Below are 19,537 nucleotides of genomic sequence, written 5' to 3'. Positions count from 1 at the left end.
CCAATGTAATAGTTAGTATTATATTTGCCAACTCTTTTGCCGATGTAGCTCAGCTGGCTAGAGCAGCTGATTTGTAATCAGCAGGTCGTGGGTTCGAGTCCCTCCATCGGCTCTAAAAAGCTTCTCAATTTGAGAAGCTTTTTTTTTGCCTATAATTGAAGCTTTAACTCAAGGCATAAAAAAAACCATTTAATAAATTAAATGGTTTTTTTTATAAGTGTAAATTGGTAATCTACTGTTCTGATTTTTTAATATCTAGGATGTATTGATTTAATTCTTTACCATACTTTGATGCTTTTACTTTAGGAGACAATACACTATTGATTGTATCTAAGTATTTGACATTAGCATCATATATTTCTGATAGCGCTAAATAAGGTGCTACTTCACTATCGCTATGCGAAACAGCAAAATTGGCAGTATATAAATATTTTCTTTTTGTAAAGGTTTTTAAAGCAGTTTCTGTCTTTTTAAGTGTAATGGTATCATTATCCTTTGCAGCATCAAACAACGCTTTAGTAAGGTCTAAATTTTTGTCGTTAAACTTACTGATCATAGATAAGTATTCCTCTAAAGTTTCGTGTTGCTTTGAGCCTTTTATTTTAGCATCATAAGCAAAGTTATCTAATGATGTTTGTATTGTAGTCAACCCTTTGTCTCCAAAAAACGAGATACGATCATCTTCTTTTGTGTTTTTATTTAGGTATAAGTAAAACATTTCTGGCTCTGTAATGTCTGAAACTAGCTTAAAGTCGGAGGTACCATTTATTATTATGGAATCCATAGTAACTAAAACAGTATCTTGAACCTTCTTTAAATAGATTGTACCTTTTTTTAATCCTTTGACAGTTCCGGTTACGGTTAATTTGTCAGTGTCATTCCCACAAGAAAATATAGAAACTAATAGTAATAATGCAATAATTTTTTTCATCTAAAATTTGTTTTTAACGTTGGCAAATATCAATTAAAAAATACAATAATACTAACCGCCCGAGGCTAATTGCATTAAAATTGTACAACCAATTGCGGCTAAAGTACCAACAGCGTATCCAAATACAGCTAACAACACGCCAACAGTGGCTAGTGATGGATGGAAGGCGGAAGCAACAATAGGAGCAGAGGCTGCACCACCAACATTAGCTTGACTACCTACTGCTAAAAAGAAATAAGGCGCTTTTATAAGTTTAGCAATACCTATCAATAGTAAGGCATGGATAGTCATCCATACAAACCCAATAGCTATTAAGCCTACATTGTCAAATATAGAGCTGATGTCAATTTTCATTCCAATAGTAGCAACTAGTATGTAAATAAATACGCTTCCAAATTTACTTGCGCCTGCACCTTCGTAATTTTTAGCTTTTGTAAACGATAGTAAAATAGCAACAATGGTTGCTATACTTATCATCCAGAAAAACGTACTATCTAAAAATGTAAATGTGTTTTTTATTGTTGTAGACTCGATCTCGGATATTATTCTTCCAAAAAAAGGAGCTATGTTATCAGCACTAAAATGAGCAAAACTTACTGTTCCAAAAGCAATTGCGGCTAGTAACATAAGGTCGGTAACTGTTGGGTTGCGTTTTACACTTTCCGTAAACTTGGACATTTTTTCTTTTAAAGCTTCAATAGACGATGTGTCAGCTTTTAACCATTTGTTTATTTTAGCGCGTTTTCCTATTCCTATTAATAGTATGGCCATCCAAACATTAGCCACAACTATATCAACAAAAACCATTTTACCATACTCTGCTTGATTATAACCGTAAATTTCTAGCATTGCGGTTTGGTTAGCGCCTCCACCAATCCAGCTTCCGGCTAAAGTTGATAATCCTCTCCATACAGCATCAGGACCTACGCCCCCAACAGTCTCTGGCGAAATGGCAGATATTAGCAATATTGCTATTGGACCTCCAATAATAATACCTACAGTTCCTGTAAAAAACATAATCAGGGCTTTCCAACCTAAATTAAATACTGCTTTTAGATCAATACTTAGTGTCATAAGTACTAAAGCAGCAGGTAATAGGTAACGACTGGCAACAAAATATAAGTTTGTTTTATGCGCTACAACAGTACCGGTATTTGTAGTAGTTTCCCATTCTGGAGCTATTAAACCAATGGTTGTTAGTATTGCGGGTAGCATATAGGCCATAAATAGTCCTGGTACAATTTTATAAAATTTTTCCCAGAAGCCTCCTTTTAAAGATTCTGTGTAAAAAATCAAACCTAATGCAAGCATTAGTACCCCGAAAACAACGGTGTCGTTTGTAAATAATGGTTCACTCATAGTGTTGGTATATTATTAACGCAAAATAATCAAATAAAATGGTTATTTAAAGCTCATAAAATAAAGTTTGGCACAGCATTTGTATTATAGAAGTTGTAATCAAATATGATGACTTTCTTACACTAGGTGTGGTTACCTAAACAGAAACGAGTAATGATTACATTGGTTGGTTAGTATGAAAAAGCACTCTTTTTAGAGTGCTTTTTCTATTTAATTATTTTAGTAAATCTTTAACAATCCTAAATGTTAGTTAGTTGTTATTGGCACGACTGTTGTATTATTAGAGTTGTAGTTATATATGTTGACTTTCATTAGGTGTGGTTACCTAGACAGAAACGAGTAATAATTACATTGGTTGGTTAGTATGAAAAAGCATCCTTTTTAGGATGCTTTTTCTATATAATACATTTAATAAAGCTTTAACAATACGTTGTTTATTGTAACTAGAAATGGCATGACAATTGCATTACTGTAATAGTAATTATATATGTAGACTTTCACTTAGGTGTGGTTACCTAAACGAAACGAGTTGTAATTATCATATTTTTGGTTGGTTAGTATGAAAAAGCATCCTTTTTAAGGATGCTTTTTCTATTAGTACTAATTGTAAATTAATGATTTATAAACGTAGTAATACAGTTTAGTAACTCTGGAGATAGAGGTCTTTGTGACTCGTTGTAAGATTTTGAATTTTCTAGATCACCACCAGAGATAGTAACTAAAACGTGATTCATGTTTGGTATAATCTTCAATTCTGATGTAGGTGCAGCATCATGTAATAGTTTAGCTTCGGCTTCACTTACTTGTAAATCTTTTGTGCCATTTGTAATCAAAATAGGAATCTCCAAAGTACTTAAAATCTCTGTTGGATTGTATTGCATCCAATTCATAATAAAACGTTGCGTTTCGATATTAAAAATAGAAGATAGGGCAACAGGATAATCCGTTGTTGTTTTTCCTGCTTTTAAAAGTTTGAAAATTCTTTTGGTATCCGCCGTAAATTGCGGTGCTGTTTTTTCTACTTGTTCTGTAATAAGTTGATCAATACTTAAAGCAGTTCCTGCTATGGATATAAAACCATCGGCAGCATCTTTAGCGGCTAACATCCCAATTAAACTACCTTGGTCATGACCAATAATATAGATATGCTTATAATTATTTTTAGTCTTAAAGTAGGTCATTACGGCTGATGCATCTGCCACAAAGTCATCAAACATAATATTATTAGCTACGGTCTTATTGCGTATTTGTTTAACAATCCTTTTGTCATATCTAAATGTTGCAATATTTTGGTTTGCTAAATGTGTAGCAAGTTTTTTTATATTATTTGTTTTCTGAAAATTTTGATTACCATCTTTATCCGTTGGTCCTGATCCACCAATAATTATAGCCAGTGTACTAGCTGGTGTACTCGGCTTTAAAAGTGTCCCGTTAATATGCTGGTTTATAGCAATATCTTGACTAATAGGCGTGGCATCTTGTGCGTTAGCAAAAAATGAAGTTATTGCAAGTAGTATTAAGATGTGTAATTTCATATAAAGCGTTTTGATCTACTAAGACAAATAAAATGCCATACTCAAATTTACATCTAATTATTGGCATAAAAAACCGAATGTTATTATTTTGAAACGTGTTTTTAATCGATTAAAAACACTGGTTAATCGGTAAATGTTAAAATTTAATGCGTTTCATCGATTTATATTGTTTTTAAACGTGAAATACGTGAATAAGTTTTATGTTTGTAGTGTACTAGAAATTACATACTTTTTAGTTCAATGGATTAATTAATTATTATTTGCATTATTAAGTTTATTTTAAACTAATGTAAAATGCCAAATAGCAAAAAGCCAAGGTTGAGGGACCTTGGCTTTTTTGTTTTTAATAGTTATTTAAACGTATTATAAAATTGAAAATTTAAATCTTTACTAAAGCAATCTATTTTATAACTCTAAAGGTTAAATTGATTCTAGGTTTTATAACTCTTTTTGTTTTGGCAATTTGATGCAGCCAATGATGTTGCGTTTCACCTTTCATAAGTAATAAGCTACCATGCTCTAGTAATAGTTTGTGTTTTAATTTAGGGTTGCCTTTATGTTTTAAATTAAAATAACGTGGTGCTCCTAAAGTTACAGAAGCTATAATCGGGTTATTCCCCAATTCTTTTTCGTTATCGGCATGCCAACCGTTACTGTCTTGACCATCTCGATATAAATTTGCTAAACATGTTGTAAAAACGGTTTCAGCTTGTTGCTCTATAAGTTTTTTTATTTCGCTTAAAGCGGAAGTAAAGCCGTGCGGTTGCATGGTTATATTTGAGTAACTATAGGGTTTGTTATTGCTAGCAAACAAGGCAGTAAGTCTAGGTTGTGGATGTGTTTTTCCAAAAACAGTAATATCATCTTGTTGCCAAGGAATAGTTTTTAAAAAACGATCAAAATAGTTGCCGGCATCTTTTAAATCTAAAAAACCAGGAAAGTAACTAATGTCAGCATCGGGTAAATTAAGTTTTATTTCTTCAGAAAATAACATAGACTAAAATTTTAAGTAGTAAAATGCCCAATACATTAATCCAAATTGTAAAGGAATACGAAGTATTAGCGCCCATTTAGGTATTCCAGCGGAAGCTTTTTTACTAGATAACATATTAAAATGAACCATTAAAAACACTGTAAGCATAGTAATTATACCATAAATAGAAATGGTTTTTAAGCTTGGAATACAAATGGTTATGGCTAGTAACACTTCTACTATTCCACTAAAATAAACTAGTAATTTATGGTTTGGTAAGTAGCTTGGCATTATACGCATATACATTTTGGGTTTAATAAAATGCATAATTCCGGCAAGTAAATACATTACAGACATTATATAAAGATGCCAAGGATAAGTCATAGTTAGTGTTTTATTTTATAAATTTAGCCTATAATTTAGATACCATGAAGTTTACTCTAGCTCTTTTACTAACATTTTTTACAACTATTTGTGTTGCTCAACTCCGCGAAGGTTTTGTATATGCACAAGATATTATTGATGATCTAGCGGTAGAATTAAGATACTGTAACGATGATAATTTTGTAGGACAACAAATAGATGGCTATAATAAAGAAGTTGTTATTATGACAGATTTGGCAGCTAAAGCACTGCGCAAAATTCAGGATACTCTTAAAACACAAGGATTAGGTATAAAAATTTATGATGCTTATAGACCACAACGTGCGGTAAATCATTTTGTAAGATGGGCTAAACAAATTAACGATACATTACAAAAAGAAGCGTATTACCCAAATGTTAAAAAACGAAATTTATTTAGTCAAGGTTATATTGCCTCTAAATCTAGACATAGTAGCGGGAGTACTTTAGATTTGACTATTATTAATTTAGAAACAGGGGAAGAGCTTGATATGGGTACGCCTTATGATTTTTTTGGCCCAGAATCTTGGGTTGTAAATAATAAGTTAACCAAAAAGCAACAAAAAAATAGACAGTTGTTACAACATGTCATGTTGACTAACGGTTTTAGGAATTATCCAAAAGAGTGGTGGCATTTTACCTTAAGAGGAGAACCTTACCGTAACCAGTATTTCGATTTTCCTGTAGAGTAATATCTATACTGGTAATAGCGCTTTATGCTGTTACAAATATCTTTTTAAAACCTTTAGGTAATTCATCCTTTATATACAGTGCTTCATTAGTAAAAGGATGTGTAAATTTTAAAGAGTAAGCATGTAAAAACATGCCTTTTCCATTTAAAATTAATGGTGCTGTTCCATAGGTTTTATCTCCCAAAATTGGATTGCCAATACTAGCTAAATGTTTTCTTAGTTGATGTCTACGTCCAGTTTGAGGGTGTAGCTTTACTAAATTTAGTGTCGTAAATCTTTTGGAAGGTACTGTGTTGTAAACCTTAAAATCTGAAGCAGCATATTTACCATCTACTGTATCATTAATGTTTCCGCTTTCAGGCATAGCACCGATTGCAATTGCGTAATAGGTTTTTGTAATGGCTCTGTTTTCAAATATTTTATTTAAAGCAGTAATGCTACTACTTGTTTTTCCTATTAATAAGATACCAGTAGTAGCGTAATCTAAGCGATGGACTGGTTGCGGTATTGTGGCATCAGGTTGTGTGCTTTTTTGTAAGTTTTGTGTAAGCGCATTAGCAACAGTTTTAAAAGTGTTTCCGCTAACTAAAATCCCTGCTGGCTTGTGTACAATCGCCAAATAATCGTCTTCAAATAAAACCTTTAATTTAAAGATTAGTTTGGTTTTTGTTCCTTCGTTTTCCGAAGCAAATAATGTAATAGTTTCTCCGCCTTTTATAAAGGTTGCAGAAGTTGCTGTAATTCCATTAACAGTAATTAGCTCCTTTTTTAATGTTTTTTTTAATGCAGACTTAGTTGTAATGGTTTCAAATAGACCAACACCATAGTCTTGCAGTCTTATGGCATTAGATTGTAATGGTGCTATATGTGTTTGTATAGGTTTAATTTTAAAGTCTTTTGATAACTATTAATATAATATTTTTTTCGCAAAGTTATTAGTATTACTTGACAACGTCAAATTGACCGTATATCAAAAAAGCCACAACTTAAGTTGTGGCTTTTAATATAAATAATTAGTAAGTATTATGCTTTTTTAGCCTTAACTACTATTTTGATTTCTACATCATCTTTAATCATTTTGTCTCCCAATGCAGCAGCATTTAAGGATTTGCTAGAGTTGTGCATGATGTTCCATTCCGTTCTATTAATAGTAAATGTTTCACTTGAAATAGTTACATCATCACCAGTTACAGTTACTGTTGCAGGAAATGTTACATTCTTTTTAATACCTTTCATAGTAAGGTTACCGCTTACGTTATCACCTTCTACTTTAGTAATTTCAAATGCAGCAGTAGCAAATTTTTCAACGTCAAAAAAGTCATCACCTTTTAAATGGCTAACTAATTTACCGTTAGCTTCATCATCTGCAGGTATATCTGTACATGCAATAGTATTAATGTCAAACATAAAAGTACCACCTACTAATTTGTCTCCTTCAAATTCGGCAACACCATTAGATACATTTATTGTTCCTTCGTGTCCACCAACAATTTTGTTTGCTTTCCAAACAATCATAGAAGTAGCAGCGTCAGCTTTAAATTTAGCAGCTTCAGTATTTTGTGCAACAGTTTGTGCTTCTCCTGTTTTTGCTTCCTTAACGTCACTTTTACATGCAACAACAGTTAATCCAACTATGGCAACAGCAAAAAGATTTAATACAATTTTTTTCATGATATAAGTTTTTAGTCTTTAGTGATTTATTATGCAAATATATAAATAATCTTCCATGGAAACTAATTAAATATTTGTTAAAATAAATAATGACATTTTGGCATTATTTATAGTAATGGCAGTACTTTTGCCATCCCAATTACAGTATTTTAAATTAAGTACAACAATGAGCAAGAAAACTAAAAGAGAAGCAGACATAGAAGAAGAAGTGAATACAACTTCTAATCAATCAGATACAACTACAACACCAGAAGAAGCGGAAGTGGTAGAGCAATTATCTGTAGAGGATCAATTAACGGTAGATTTACAACAAGAAAAAGATAAGTTTTTACGTCTTTTTGCAGAGTTTGAAAACTATAAAAAACGTACGTCTAGAGAGCGTGTGGAATTGTTTCAAACAGCAAGTAAAGATGTAATGGTGTCAATGTTGCCAATTTTGGATGATTTTGAACGTGCTTTATTACATATTGATGAAGATAAAGAAGCTGAAGAGTTACGTAAAGGTGTTTTATTAATTTATAACAAATTATTAAACGCATTACAACAAAAAGGTTTGGCTACAATTGAGGTTAGAGCAGGAGATACATTTAATGCAGATCATCATGAAGCTATAACACAAATACCTGCACCTACAGCAGATTTAAAAGGTAAGATTATAGACGTTATTGAAAAAGGATATAAACTAGGCGAGACTGTTATACGTTTTCCTAAGGTAATTATAGGACAATAATATAAGTATGGCTAAAAGAGATTTTTACGAAATATTAGGTATTAACAAATCAGCGACACAAGCTGAGATAAAAAAAGGGTACCGTAAAAAAGCAATCGAATTTCATCCAGATAAAAATCCGGATGATAAAGACGCTGAGTCTAAATTTAAAGAAGCAGCTGAAGCTTATGAAATACTAAGCGACGAGAATAAAAAGGCACGTTATGACCAATATGGACACCAAGCTTTCGAAGGAGGCGGTGGCGGTGGCTACAGCGGTGGTGGTATGAATATGGACGACATCTTTAGTCAGTTTGGAGATATCTTTGGAGGCGGAGGCTTCGGAGGAGGTGGTTTCTCTGGTTTTGGTGGCGGGCAACAGCGTCGTGTTAAAGGAAGTAACTTACGTGTACGTTTAAAACTAACATTAGAAGAAATTGCTAATGGTGTTGAGAAAAAAATAAAAGTAAAACGTAAAGTTCAAGCACCAGGAACTACATATAAAACGTGTAGTACTTGTAATGGTTCTGGTCAAGTTACTAGAGTTACAAATACTATTTTAGGACGTATGCAAACGGCATCTCCTTGTACAACTTGTGGAGGAGCAGGTCAAACTATAGATAAAAAACCTAGTGAGGCAGATGCACAAGGTATGATAGCTAAAGAAGAAACTATTCCTGTAAATATTCCTGCAGGTGTAGTAGATGGTATGCAGCTTAAAGTTTCTGGTAAAGGTAACGAAGCACCAGGTAATGGCGTTTCTGGAGATTTATTAGTAGCTATAGAAGAAGAAGCGCATGAGTCTTTACAACGTGAAGGAGATAATTTACATTATGATCTTTATGTAAGCTTACCAGATGCTATTTTAGGTAACTCTAAAGAGATTGATACAGTTACTGGAAAAGTGCGTATTAAGATTGAAGCAGGTATGCAATCAGGAAAAATATTACGCTTACGCGGAAAAGGTATTCCTAGCATAAACGGTTACGGAAAAGGAGATTTATTAGTACATGTTAATGTTTGGACGCCAAAAACGTTAAACAAAAAACAAAAAGATTTCTTTGAAAGTATGCGTGAGGACGAACATTTTTCACCTAAGCCGGAACGCAGTGATAAGTCGTTTTTCGAGAAAGTAAAAGATATGTTTTCTTAATTTAAACAGTATCTTAGTTATATGATTAGTAAGAAAATCCGCTGTAAAAAGCGGATTTTTTTTGCCTTTTGTTTAACTATTTAAATCATTTAACATCTTAGTTTAATAAAAAATATTATATTTGATATATCGCTAGCCTAGCTAGTGATAATTTTTCTTTTTCATAGCAATTTTTTCCCATCCTTTATTTATTTAAAGGGTGGGTTTTGTTTTTAATGAGACTTTTACTTTTGAAGCGCATAGCGCGAACAAAAATAAACTAGTCGAATTAATCCCAACGCAGGTTGGGATCCAAGATGGTAATAGGTGGGCTTTTACTTTTAAAGCGCATAGCGCGAACAAAAGTAAACTAGTCGAATTAACCCCAACGCAGGTTGGGATCCAAAAAATATAGAAGATGGACTTTTACTTTTGTAGCGCAGCACGCTAACAAAAGTAAATTAGTCGAATTAATCCCAAAGCAGATTGCAATGCAAGATGATAGCAGATTAACCTTTAATTTTCTACTAAATACTTTTTCTAATTTTTGGATGCTAGTTATAGCCAAGGTGATACCTCTGGTGTAGTTGTCTTAAAGATTAAAGTGTTTATAATAAAATTGGTTACACCTAGTTAAAAATAAGTAAATCTATTACGATACTATTTTAACATTTTCTATATTTACAAAGCGCGCTATAAGCAGTCGTACTAATCAATTTTAAAAATCTATGAGCAACCTTTTAGAGGTGCATCAAGTATCTAAGAATTTTGGAAACTTTACTGCACTTAATAATGTGTCTATAACTGTGCCTAAAGGCAGTATTTTTGGTTTACTAGGACCAAACGGAGCAGGAAAAACAACTTTAATTAGAGTTATTAACCAAATAACAATGCCAGATTCTGGACATGTTTTGTTAGATGGAGAAGCTCTTAAAAATCATCATGTTAGAGATATTGGCTATTTACCTGAGGAGCGTGGTTTATATAAGTCTATGAAGGTAGGAGAGCAAGCGTTATACTTGGCACAACTTAAAGGAATGCAAAAGGCAGAAGCTAAAAAACGACTAAAAATGTGGTTTGAGCGTTTGGAGATTGGAGATTGGTGGAATAAAAAAATACAAGAGTTATCCAAAGGTATGGCTCAAAAAATTCAATTTGTTGTTACCGTTTTACACGAGCCTAAATTATTAATCTTTGACGAGCCTTTTTCTGGATTTGATCCAATAAACGCTAATCTAATTAAAGATGAGATTTTAAGACTACGTGATAATGGAGCAACTGTTATTTTTTCTACACACCGTATGGAGTCTGTAGAAGAGTTGTGTGATCATATAGCATTAATACATAAATCTAATAAAGTATTGGACGGTAATTTAATGGATATTAAACGTCAGTTTAAAACTAATACATTTCAAATAGGTATTAATCCTAATAATAGTGGATTAGAACAAGAGTTAGCTAGCAAGTTTAGTGTTACGCCAGCCGAATTTAAAACACTTGGTGACGATTTAAAACTTAATATTAAGTTGTCAGAGAATGAATCTGCTAACGACTTATTAAGCTATTTAAATAATCAAGGACAAATTTCTCATTTCGTAGAAGTTATTCCTAGTGCTAACGATATTTTTATTCAAACTGTAAAGAATAACTAATTATGAATCATCTTCCACTTATTATACAACGCGAATACTTAACCAAGGTTAAGAACAAATCATTTTTAATAATGACTGTACTTAGTCCGTTAATTATGATTGCGTTAATTACTGTTGTGATGTATTTATCACAAATGAATAACAATAAGCAACGAACAATTTCTGTTTTAGACGATTCAGGTTTTTTAACTGAAGCGTTTATAGATACAGAAAACACAAAGTATAATGTGTTAACGGGACTTACACTTGACAATGCTAAAAAGCTAGTCGAAGAACAGGGTAATTATGGATTGTTGCACGTTAATAAGATTCAGAATTTTGACAACGTAGGCAGTGCTGTTCAGTTTTATTCTGAAGAGTCTCCATCACTTTCTATTATTTCTTCTTTAGAAAATAAAATAGAAAAGGAGCTTACTAATCAAAATATGGCTCAAAAAGGAATTGACTTAGCAACCATAAAAGCGTCTAAAATTAGTATTGATATTGCACAAGAAAACTTTACAGGTGTAAAGTCTTCTAAGATAGATAGTGTTGTTAAACTGGCATTTGGTGGTGCAGCGGGTTATCTGTTATTCATGTTTATTATTATTTACGGTAACATGATTATGCGAAGTGTTATTGAAGAAAAAACAAGCCGAATTATAGAGGTTATAATTTCTTCAGTAAAGCCAATACAATTAATGTTAGGTAAAATTATAGGAACGTCTTTAGCCGGAATTACTCAGTTTGTAATTTGGATTATTTTAGGAGGTGTTTTACTAACGGTTGTATCAGCTATTTTCGGGATAGACTTCGCGCAAGCACAAACACCACAGCAAGAGTTAATGCTTCAGGCTATGGATAATCCAGGAACGGGAGAAAAAGTACAAAGTTTATTTACAGCTTTTTATAATTTACCATTAGCCAATTTGGTTATTGCTTTTCTACTGTTTTTTATTAGTGGGTACTTGTTATATGCCTCTTTATATGCAGCAATTGGTGCAGCAGTAGATAACGAAACAGATACACAACAATTTATGTTGCCTATTTTAATGCCATTAATTTTAGCAGTTTATGTAGGTATGTTTACAGTAATTGAGGATCCACATGGTACGGTAAGTACTATATTTTCGTTTATACCGTTTACATCTCCAGTTGTAATGTTAATGAGGATACCGTTTGGAGTGCCAATTTGGCAACAAATAGTGTCGTTGTTATTACTGATAGGGACATTTATGGGAACTGTATGGTTTGCAGCAAAAATTTATAGAGTTGGTATTTTAATGTACGGAAAAAAACCAACGTATAAAGAGTTGTTAAAGTGGATTAGATATTAATAAATAATAGAATGCAAGAGAGTAAAGTCGCAGACAAAATTGAGGAAGGTGTAGAGAAGATGGGAGATGCTATTGTAGATAGTTCTGCGTGGGAAAAGCTTGTCGAATTTTTAAATTTTAAGATCTATACATTTACAGATAATCAAGATCAGATCACAGGTGTTTTAAAAGTAAAATATTTACTGCTTGTTATTCTTGTGTTATTGCTTACAACCTATGTCTTGCGCTGGGTAAGAAAGCTAGTAACTCAAAAATTACCAATAGAAGATAAAGCAAAGTTTGTAACTGTGTTTTCATTTGCACGTTGGATTATCTACGGTATTGTTTTTTTAGTTGTAATAGATTCTTTAGGAATAGATATAACAGCAGTTTTTGCAGCTTCAGCAGCATTATTAATTGGTGTAGGTTTGGCTTTGCAAACATTATTTCAGGATATTATTTCTGGAGTGTTTATACTTGTTGATCAATCTGTACATGTTGGTGATATTATTGAAATAGATGGTAAGGTAGGACGTGTTGAAGAGATTAAATTACGTACCACAAGAGCTGTAACTATTGATAATAAAGTATTGGTAATACCTAATCACTTGTACTTAACTAATAGTTTGTATAACTGGACTCAAAACGGATCGACTACTAGAGAGTCTGTAGATGTTGGTGTCGCTTATGGAAGTGATGTAAACTTGGTTAAAAAGTTGTTATTGGATGCAGCCAAGTCTAGTAAATTAGTTTTCAAGCAACCTGCACCGACAGTCTTATTTACAGATTTTGGAGATAGTGCATTAAATTTTAGAGTCGCTTTTACTATTGAGGATAGTTTTAATTCTAGAATTCCAAAAAGCGAAATCAGATTCGCAATTGACAAACTGTTTAGAGAGCATAATATTACCATACCATTTCCGCAAAGAGATGTCCATATTATTCAAGATAATAATCAAAATAACTCAATATCAATCAAATAATTAGTCTGTTTATGCAAAAGCATTTTAAATTTTTCTTGTTTGTCTTTGTCCTAATAAGTGCTGTTAATACTGCTAATGCTCAGTTAACAGATTTAGCACGTGTAGAGTATTCTTATATTCCAAAAAATAATTCCGAAGACAGTTTTGATAGGTTTAGGTTTCTACTAAATTACCCTATAAAAATGAGCGAAGGTGCTTACCTTTTAATTGGTGGTGAGTATAGTAGAATTACATTAAACTTGGAAGATAGTTACCCATTTCCAACTTCTAATTTAAGACGTTTGCATGTTTTAGATTTTAATTTAGGATACACTTTTAAAATGTCTGAAAATTGGAGATTTGGCGCAAAAATAACACCAAGATTAGCTTCTACTTTGCGACATAAGATCTCAGGAGACGATATCTTTTTAAACGGAGGGGTTTATGCAATTAACGATAGGACTAAAGATAAAACGGCTAGCAAACCATATAGATTAGTTTTAGGGCTTACCTATAATACTACAACAGGTATACCATTACCACTACCTTTTGTTAGTTATTTTAGACGTGTTAACGAGAAATGGTCTTATAATTTAGGAGTGCCAAAAACTAATGTAAAATATTATATAAACGAAAATAATATCATCCAAACCTTTGTTGGGATTGATGGTTATTTTGCCAACACACAAGAGCGTTTTTCAATTGATGGTAAGGAAGCGGATAGCGTCTCATTATCATTAATATTAGCAGGTATTGGGTATGAGTATTGTTTTACGGACCATTTAGTATGGTACGCTTATACAGGTTACACATTAAGTATGAGTAATAGGTTGAGAGACGAGAACAGAGAAGATGTATTTAAGCTTGACAACGTCAATACATTTTATTTAAGAACAGGATTTAAATTTAAAATATAATGCCAAAAATTTTAGTAATAGAGGACGAAGCAGCAATTAGGAGAGTATTAGTTAAAATCCTTTCGGAGGAAAACGATACGTATCAAGTAGAAGAAGCTGAGGATGGATTAGTTGGTATCAATAAAATTAAAAAAGAAGATTACGATTTAATTCTGTGTGACATTAAAATGCCAAAAATGGATGGTGTTGAGGTGTTAGAAGCAGCAAAAAAGATTAAGCCAGAAATACCAATGGTTATGATCTCTGGTCACGGAGATCTAGATACAGCTGTAAATACAATGCGTTTAGGGGCTTTTGATTATATCTCAAAGCCGCCAGATTTAAACCGTTTATTAAATACCGTACGTAACGCGCTAGACAGAAAAGAATTAGTTATAGAAAACAAAATTCTAAAAAGAAAAGTTAGCAAAAAGTACGAAATGATTGGTAATAGCGACGCTATTTCTCAAATCAAAGATATTATAGATAAAGTGGCACCAACGGATGCAAGAGTTTTAATAACTGGTCCAAACGGAACAGGTAAAGAGCTTGTAGCGCACTGGTTACACGAAAAAAGTACACGTGCAAAAGCACCAATGATAGAGGTTAACTGTGCAGCAATACCGTCAGAGTTAATAGAAAGTGAGCTTTTTGGTCACGTAAAAGGGGCGTTTACAAGTGCAGCAAAAGACAGAGCTGGTAAATTTGAAGCAGCTAATGGCGGAACCATTTTTCTTGACGAAATTGGTGATATGAGTCTATCTGCTCAAGCAAAAGTATTACGTGCTTTACAAGAAAGTCGCATCCAACGTGTTGGTAGCGATAAGGATATAAAAGTAAACGTACGTGTCGTTGCAGCAACCAATAAAAATTTAAAAAAGGAAATCGCAGATGGTAATTTCCGTGAGGATTTATACCACAGATTAGCGGTAATACTAGTTAAAGTGCCTGCTTTAAACGAGAGAAGAGAGGATATCCCGTTATTAATTAATCATTTTTCCGCAAAAATTGCAGAAGAGCAAGGTACTGCACATAAATCATTTTCGGCTAAAGCCATAAAATTATTACAAGATTACGACTGGACAGGTAACATTAGAGAGTTGCGTAATGTTGTAGAAAGATTAATAATATTAGGAGCAGCAGAGGTGAGTGAGCAAGACGTAAAATTATTTGCAAGTAAATAAAACAGCATGAAAGACATCCAAATTAAAGATCATAAAATCACTTCAAAAATTAAGCTTAGTGACCTGCCAAGTAAATTGGACTTAGAAACAGACAAAGACACTACAGAGGACGCTTTACGCAAAGTAAGACGCCAACTAGGTAAACTGCAAGACACCATGTATGCGCACGGTAAATATTCGGTTTTAGTATGCTTACAAGGTATGGACACGTCAGGAAAAGACAGTTTAATACGCGAAGTTTTTAAAGATTTTAATGCCAGAGGTGTTGAGGTAATGAGTTTTAAAGTTCCTACAGAATTAGAGCTTAAACACGACTACCTTTGGAGGCACTATATAAAGCTTCCGGCACGTGGTAAATTTGGCGTTCATAACCGTACACATTATGAAAACGTATTAGTAACACGCGTCCATCCTGAGTATATTTTAGGAGAAAAATTACCGTTTGTTAAAAGTATTGACGATGTAAACGAGGCCTTTTGGGACAAACGTTTTGAGCAAATCAATAATTTTGAAAAACACTTGACAGATAACGGAACATTGGTTTTTAAATTCTTCATGAATCTGTCAAAAGACGAGCAACGTAACAGATTACTGCGTCGTTTAGACAAGCAAGAAAAAAATTGGAAGTTCTCAGCAGGCGATCTAAAAGAACGTAAACTTTGGGACAAATACATGGATTGTTATCAGGATGCCATTAACAGAACAAGTACAGACTATGCGCCTTGGTATAACATTCCTGCAGACGATAAACCTACAGCACGATTGGCTGTAGCACAAATTTTATACGATACATTAAAGCAATACACAGATATAAAAGAGCCAGATTTGGACGATAAAACCAAAGCTAATTTACATTTGTACAGAGAGCAATTAAATAACGAATAGTACAATTAGGGCGTTACCACAAGGGTCGCGCTTTCCATTATATCTTTTTTTGCCATTTGTGGCAGCAAAAAAAGGATGCCATTTCAATCGCTAACGCAAACCGCATGATCTTAAAAAACAACTAAAGCGGTTAATCAAAATAAAATAGGAGACCTGATAGGATTAAATTTCTATCAGGTCTTTCCATATATAAATACTATCTTTAAAGTAAAATTACCAACCATGAAAAAACTAGCAATTCTTTTTGCATTATTACTATCCATTACCGTCTCAGGACAATCGGATCAAGACGCATTAAAAACTATTTACAGCCAATCGTTAACTAATGGTAAAGCTTACCAATGGTTAGATTATTTGTCTAACAAAATAGGAGGACGTTTGTCAGGATCTGCAAGTGCAGAAAAGGCAGTACAATACACAAAATCTGAATTGGAGAAATTAGGATTAGACAAAGTATGGTTGCAAGAAGTAATGGTTCCAAAATGGGAGCGTGGCGCAAAAGAAGTCGCGCACTTTACAACCAATAATACAACCTTAGATGTTAATATTTGTGCATTAGGAGGTTCTGTAGCAACGTCTACTTCAGGATTGGAAGCACAAGTAATAGAAGTTAAAAGCTTTGAAGAGCTAGCGGAACTTGGAGAAAAAGTAAAAGGAAAAATAGTGTTTTTTAATGGCGCTATGAATCCTGAATTAATACACACGTTTGAAGCTTACGGAGGGTGTTCTAAACAACGTTATGCAGGTGCTTATGAGGCTGGTAAACTAGGAGCAGTTGGTGTAATTGTACGTTCGTTAAATTTACGTCAAGACGATTTGCCACATACAGGAAGCATGGGGTACATGGATTTGCCAAATGAGCAACGTGTGCCATCTGCTGCAATAAGTACAAATGATGCTAATAAACTGTCAGAAGCCTTATTAAAAGACAATAATTTAAAATTCTATTTTAAACAAAGTTGTCAAGTATTTGAAGATGTTTTATCATATAATGTTATCGGAGAAATTACGGGAAGCGAATTTCCGGATGAGTTTATGGTTGTTGGAGGACATTTAGACTCGTGGGATTTAGGAGACGGATCTCATGATGATGGTGCAGGAGTAGTACAATCTATGGATGTTATCAGGTTATTAAAACAAAGCGGTATCAAACCAAAACGTACTATCAGAGTCGTGTTATTCATGAATGAAGAAAACGGATTACGTGGTGGAAAAAAATATGCAGAAGAAGCACTACGTAAAAATGAAAATCATGTTTTTGCTTTAGAGAGTGATTCTGGAGGGTTTTCTCCTCGTGGGTTTAGTTTTGATTGCAGTGAAGCAGCATTAAATAAAGTGTTAGGTTGGGAGTCTTTATTCAAACCTTATTTAATTCATTATTTTGAAAAAGGGTATAGCGGAGCAGACATTGGTCCATTAAAAAATGAAACAATTGTCATGGCTGGTTTACGTCCAGATTCTCAGCGTTATTTTGATCATCATCACGCAGCAAACGATACATTTGACGCAGTAAATAAACGTGAGTTGGAACTTGGTGCAGCAACAATGACAAGTTTAGTGTATTTGTTTGATAAATACGGGACAAGTAATATCCCTCAGGTTAAGGAATTTAAAGATTAGGAATTGGATTTTTTAACTTATTTATTAGAGAGTTTTTTAGAGATCTATCTGTTTTTTGCCGATTATAAATTCTGGAAAAAGAAAAAAGCACAACGCAAATACGAAAAGGAACATGGGCTTCCTAAACAGCTTATGATTTATCCGCCAGACAAAATTTATCTAAGAGTAGGATTATTGCTTCTTATTTTAGCTATTCCAGTTTGGTTTCTGTTTTCCATAAATAAAAACAAAAATGAAATGACTAAGCAGATGACGCAGATTCATGAATTGCTAAAGGCCGAAAAAAAACAATTCAATACATATCCAAAACAATTAAACTCAATTATTAGAAACAACCCTCTACATAGAGACTTGACAGTAGATGTATGGGATAACCCCTTTTCTTATATAGTCACAGACGACGGGTTAACTTATTCCTTAGTTTCAAAAGGACCTGACGGTATTCTAAATACAGAGGACGATGTGGAATAACCATAAATTGCTGTTTTTATTTTGTGTGCTTTTTTTTCAATGTAAAAAAGAAAGAGAAGTAATGGTCGGTATTAAAAAGCAAAATATAACAGTAGATGCGCTAAAACTTAAAAGAGTGGAGGTGGACACTTTTAAAGTGACTAATGGTTACGATTTTCCTGTAGGTAAACCAGATGCAAAACAGTATTACAATGCGCAAGGCTTTCAAGTTAATTATCATTTAGGAGATGATTGGAATGGTGTTGGAGGCGGTAATACGGATTTAGGAGATACGATATATGCTATAGCAAATGGGTATGTGTCTTTTGCAGAAGATATAAAAGGTGGTTGGGGTAATGTGATTAGAATTGTACATTATAATCCTGATCAGTCTAAAATTGAATCGGTATATGCACATTGTCAATCCATATCAGTAGTAAAAGGCCAATACATTACAAAAGGAACTGTTATTGGGACGATTGGGACAGCGGATGGTACTTATTTAGCACATTTGCATTTAGAGGTAAGAGATGCTCTAAACATGCCAATTGGTCCAGGATATTCTTCAGATACAGAAGGGTATTTAGATCCAACAAATTATATTAATAATAATAGATAAAAATGAAAACAAAATTATTTTTTATAACCTTAATTATAACAACTACAATGCTTTCGCAAACCAAAGAGTTACCCTATTATGAATTGCCAGAAGCATCAAAAACGTTTACTGCTGGTACAGTTGCAGCAAGACAAGTAGATGCTTTAGGATTTCGATTTTATCATGCTACTGATGGATTAACGGAAGCAGATTTAGTTTACAAGCCATCTGATTCTGTTAGGACAACGGGAGAAACGGTAAAGCATATTTATGAGCTATCAATAATCGTTTTAAATTCGACGTTAAAACAAGAGAACGTTAAGGACAACACTGTGTTGGATTTTGAAGCACAACGTAGTGCAACGTTAAATAATTTAAAACAAGCAGCTGATATATTAAGAGCAAGTGAAGATATTTCAGAATTTGAAATCATATTTGGATTAAGTAGAATTCAGTTTTGGAATAATATTAATGGTCCAATAGCAGATTCTATATGGCATTGTGGCCAAATAGCATCATTTAGACGGATCACAGGAAACCCAATCAGTCCAAAAGTGAATCATTTTTCGGGTAAAGTAAAACAAGATTAAG

20 protein-coding genes and 1 tRNA gene are annotated in these 19,537 nt (G+C 33.2%); 14 read left to right on the top strand and 7 right to left on the bottom strand.

All coding sequences use genetic code 11. The features are described from left to right. Positions 1–38: 38 nt before the first annotated feature. Positions 39–112 (top strand) — tRNA-Thr (locus ACZ2G2_RS01860). Positions 113–232: 120 nt separating this feature from the next. Here ACZ2G2_RS01860 and ACZ2G2_RS01855 read toward each other — a convergent pair. From ACZ2G2_RS01855 to ACZ2G2_RS01835, 5 genes are all read right to left on the bottom strand, one after another. Then, positions 233–931 carry a DUF4369 domain-containing protein gene (locus ACZ2G2_RS01855; protein ID WP_282069600.1) on the bottom strand — a complete coding sequence of 233 codons (699 nt, stop codon included), beginning with the start codon at positions 929–931 and terminating at the stop codon, positions 233–235. Between the two features lie 51 nt (positions 932–982). Next, on the bottom strand, positions 983–2,290 hold the full coding sequence (locus tag ACZ2G2_RS01850) for a DUF819 family protein (protein WP_090838984.1): 1,308 nt from the start codon (positions 2,288–2,290) through the stop codon (positions 983–985). Positions 2,291–2,901: 611 nt separating this feature from the next. Next, complete coding sequence (locus ACZ2G2_RS01845; protein ID WP_470393708.1) at positions 2,902–3,825, bottom strand: alpha/beta hydrolase; 924 nt, start codon at positions 3,823–3,825, stop codon at positions 2,902–2,904. A 400-nt stretch (positions 3,826–4,225) separates the two neighbouring features. After that, entirely contained in the window at positions 4,226–4,819 is a 594-nt protein-coding gene (locus ACZ2G2_RS01840; protein WP_470393706.1) for an alpha-ketoglutarate-dependent dioxygenase AlkB family protein, read from the bottom strand. Positions 4,820–4,822: 3 nt separating this feature from the next. Beyond that, positions 4,823–5,182, bottom strand: a complete 360-nt coding sequence (locus tag ACZ2G2_RS01835; protein ID WP_470393704.1) for a DoxX family protein — start codon at positions 5,180–5,182, stop codon at positions 4,823–4,825. Positions 5,183–5,226: 44 nt separating this feature from the next. Between ACZ2G2_RS01835 and ACZ2G2_RS01830 the strand changes: the two genes are divergently transcribed. Further along, positions 5,227–5,892, top strand: a complete 666-nt coding sequence (locus ACZ2G2_RS01830; protein ID WP_470393702.1) for a M15 family metallopeptidase — start codon at positions 5,227–5,229, stop codon at positions 5,890–5,892. Positions 5,893–5,914: 22 nt separating this feature from the next. Here the strand turns inward: ACZ2G2_RS01830 and ACZ2G2_RS01825 are convergent, their stop codons facing one another. Both ACZ2G2_RS01825 and ACZ2G2_RS01820 read right to left on the bottom strand, forming a co-directional pair. After that, complete coding sequence (locus tag ACZ2G2_RS01825; RefSeq protein WP_317042606.1) at positions 5,915–6,511, bottom strand: RluA family pseudouridine synthase; 597 nt, start codon at positions 6,509–6,511, stop codon at positions 5,915–5,917. A gap of 404 nt (positions 6,512–6,915) precedes the next feature. Next, entirely contained in the window at positions 6,916–7,563 is a 648-nt protein-coding gene (locus ACZ2G2_RS01820; protein ID WP_470393699.1) for a YceI family protein, read from the bottom strand. 166 nt (positions 7,564–7,729) lie between these two features. Here ACZ2G2_RS01820 and ACZ2G2_RS01815 point away from each other — a divergent pair, with 166 nt between their 5' ends. The 12 genes from ACZ2G2_RS01815 (at position 7,730) to ACZ2G2_RS01760 (ending at position 19,536) form a co-directional block, all read left to right on the top strand. Next, a complete protein-coding gene (locus tag ACZ2G2_RS01815; protein WP_090838998.1) occupies positions 7,730–8,293 on the top strand; it encodes a nucleotide exchange factor GrpE in 564 nt (187 codons plus the stop codon). 7 nt (positions 8,294–8,300) lie between these two features. Continuing rightward, the gene (gene dnaJ / locus ACZ2G2_RS01810; RefSeq protein WP_090839000.1) at positions 8,301–9,425 is read left to right on the top strand and encodes a molecular chaperone DnaJ; all 1,125 of its coding nucleotides are present in this window, start codon (positions 8,301–8,303) and stop codon (positions 9,423–9,425) included. A gap of 707 nt (positions 9,426–10,132) precedes the next feature. Beyond that, entirely contained in the window at positions 10,133–11,056 is a 924-nt protein-coding gene (locus ACZ2G2_RS01805) for an ABC transporter ATP-binding protein (RefSeq protein ID WP_470393697.1), read from the top strand. Between the two features lie 2 nt (positions 11,057–11,058). Beyond that, positions 11,059–12,372: an ABC transporter permease gene (locus tag ACZ2G2_RS01800; protein ID WP_470393695.1), complete on the top strand. Its 1,314-nt coding sequence runs from the start codon at positions 11,059–11,061 to the stop codon at positions 12,370–12,372. Positions 12,373–12,383: 11 nt separating this feature from the next. Beyond that, the gene (locus ACZ2G2_RS01795; RefSeq protein ID WP_470393693.1) at positions 12,384–13,334 is read left to right on the top strand and encodes a mechanosensitive ion channel family protein; all 951 of its coding nucleotides are present in this window, start codon (positions 12,384–12,386) and stop codon (positions 13,332–13,334) included. A gap of 11 nt (positions 13,335–13,345) precedes the next feature. Further along, positions 13,346–14,230, top strand: a complete 885-nt coding sequence (locus ACZ2G2_RS01790) for a DUF6268 family outer membrane beta-barrel protein (protein ID WP_470393691.1) — start codon at positions 13,346–13,348, stop codon at positions 14,228–14,230. Beyond that, positions 14,230–15,393: a sigma-54-dependent transcriptional regulator gene (locus ACZ2G2_RS01785; protein WP_090839013.1), complete on the top strand. Its 1,164-nt coding sequence runs from the start codon at positions 14,230–14,232 to the stop codon at positions 15,391–15,393. Before ACZ2G2_RS01790 ends, ACZ2G2_RS01785 begins: the two co-directional genes overlap by 1 nt. Positions 15,394–15,399: 6 nt before the next feature. After that, positions 15,400–16,278, top strand: a complete 879-nt coding sequence (locus ACZ2G2_RS01780; protein ID WP_470393690.1) for a PPK2 family polyphosphate kinase — start codon at positions 15,400–15,402, stop codon at positions 16,276–16,278. A 222-nt stretch (positions 16,279–16,500) separates the two neighbouring features. Next, a complete protein-coding gene (locus ACZ2G2_RS01775; RefSeq protein WP_470393689.1) occupies positions 16,501–17,898 on the top strand; it encodes a M20/M25/M40 family metallo-hydrolase in 1,398 nt (465 codons plus the stop codon). 3 nt (positions 17,899–17,901) lie between these two features. Continuing rightward, on the top strand, positions 17,902–18,369 hold the full coding sequence (locus ACZ2G2_RS01770; RefSeq protein ID WP_470393688.1) for a hypothetical protein: 468 nt from the start codon (positions 17,902–17,904) through the stop codon (positions 18,367–18,369). Between the two features lie 61 nt (positions 18,370–18,430). Continuing rightward, on the top strand, positions 18,431–18,967 hold the full coding sequence (locus ACZ2G2_RS01765) for a M23 family metallopeptidase (protein ID WP_470393686.1): 537 nt from the start codon (positions 18,431–18,433) through the stop codon (positions 18,965–18,967). A 2-nt stretch (positions 18,968–18,969) separates the two neighbouring features. Next, positions 18,970–19,536, top strand: coding sequence for a hypothetical protein (locus ACZ2G2_RS01760; protein ID WP_470393684.1), 567 nt, complete (start codon positions 18,970–18,972; stop codon positions 19,534–19,536). Position 19,537 lies beyond the last annotated feature (1 nt).

Source organism: Olleya sp. KKT75 (genome assembly GCF_055635485.1).
Note: the sequence above shows the minus strand (reverse complement) of the source record. Positions and strands in the feature narration are given on the sequence as shown.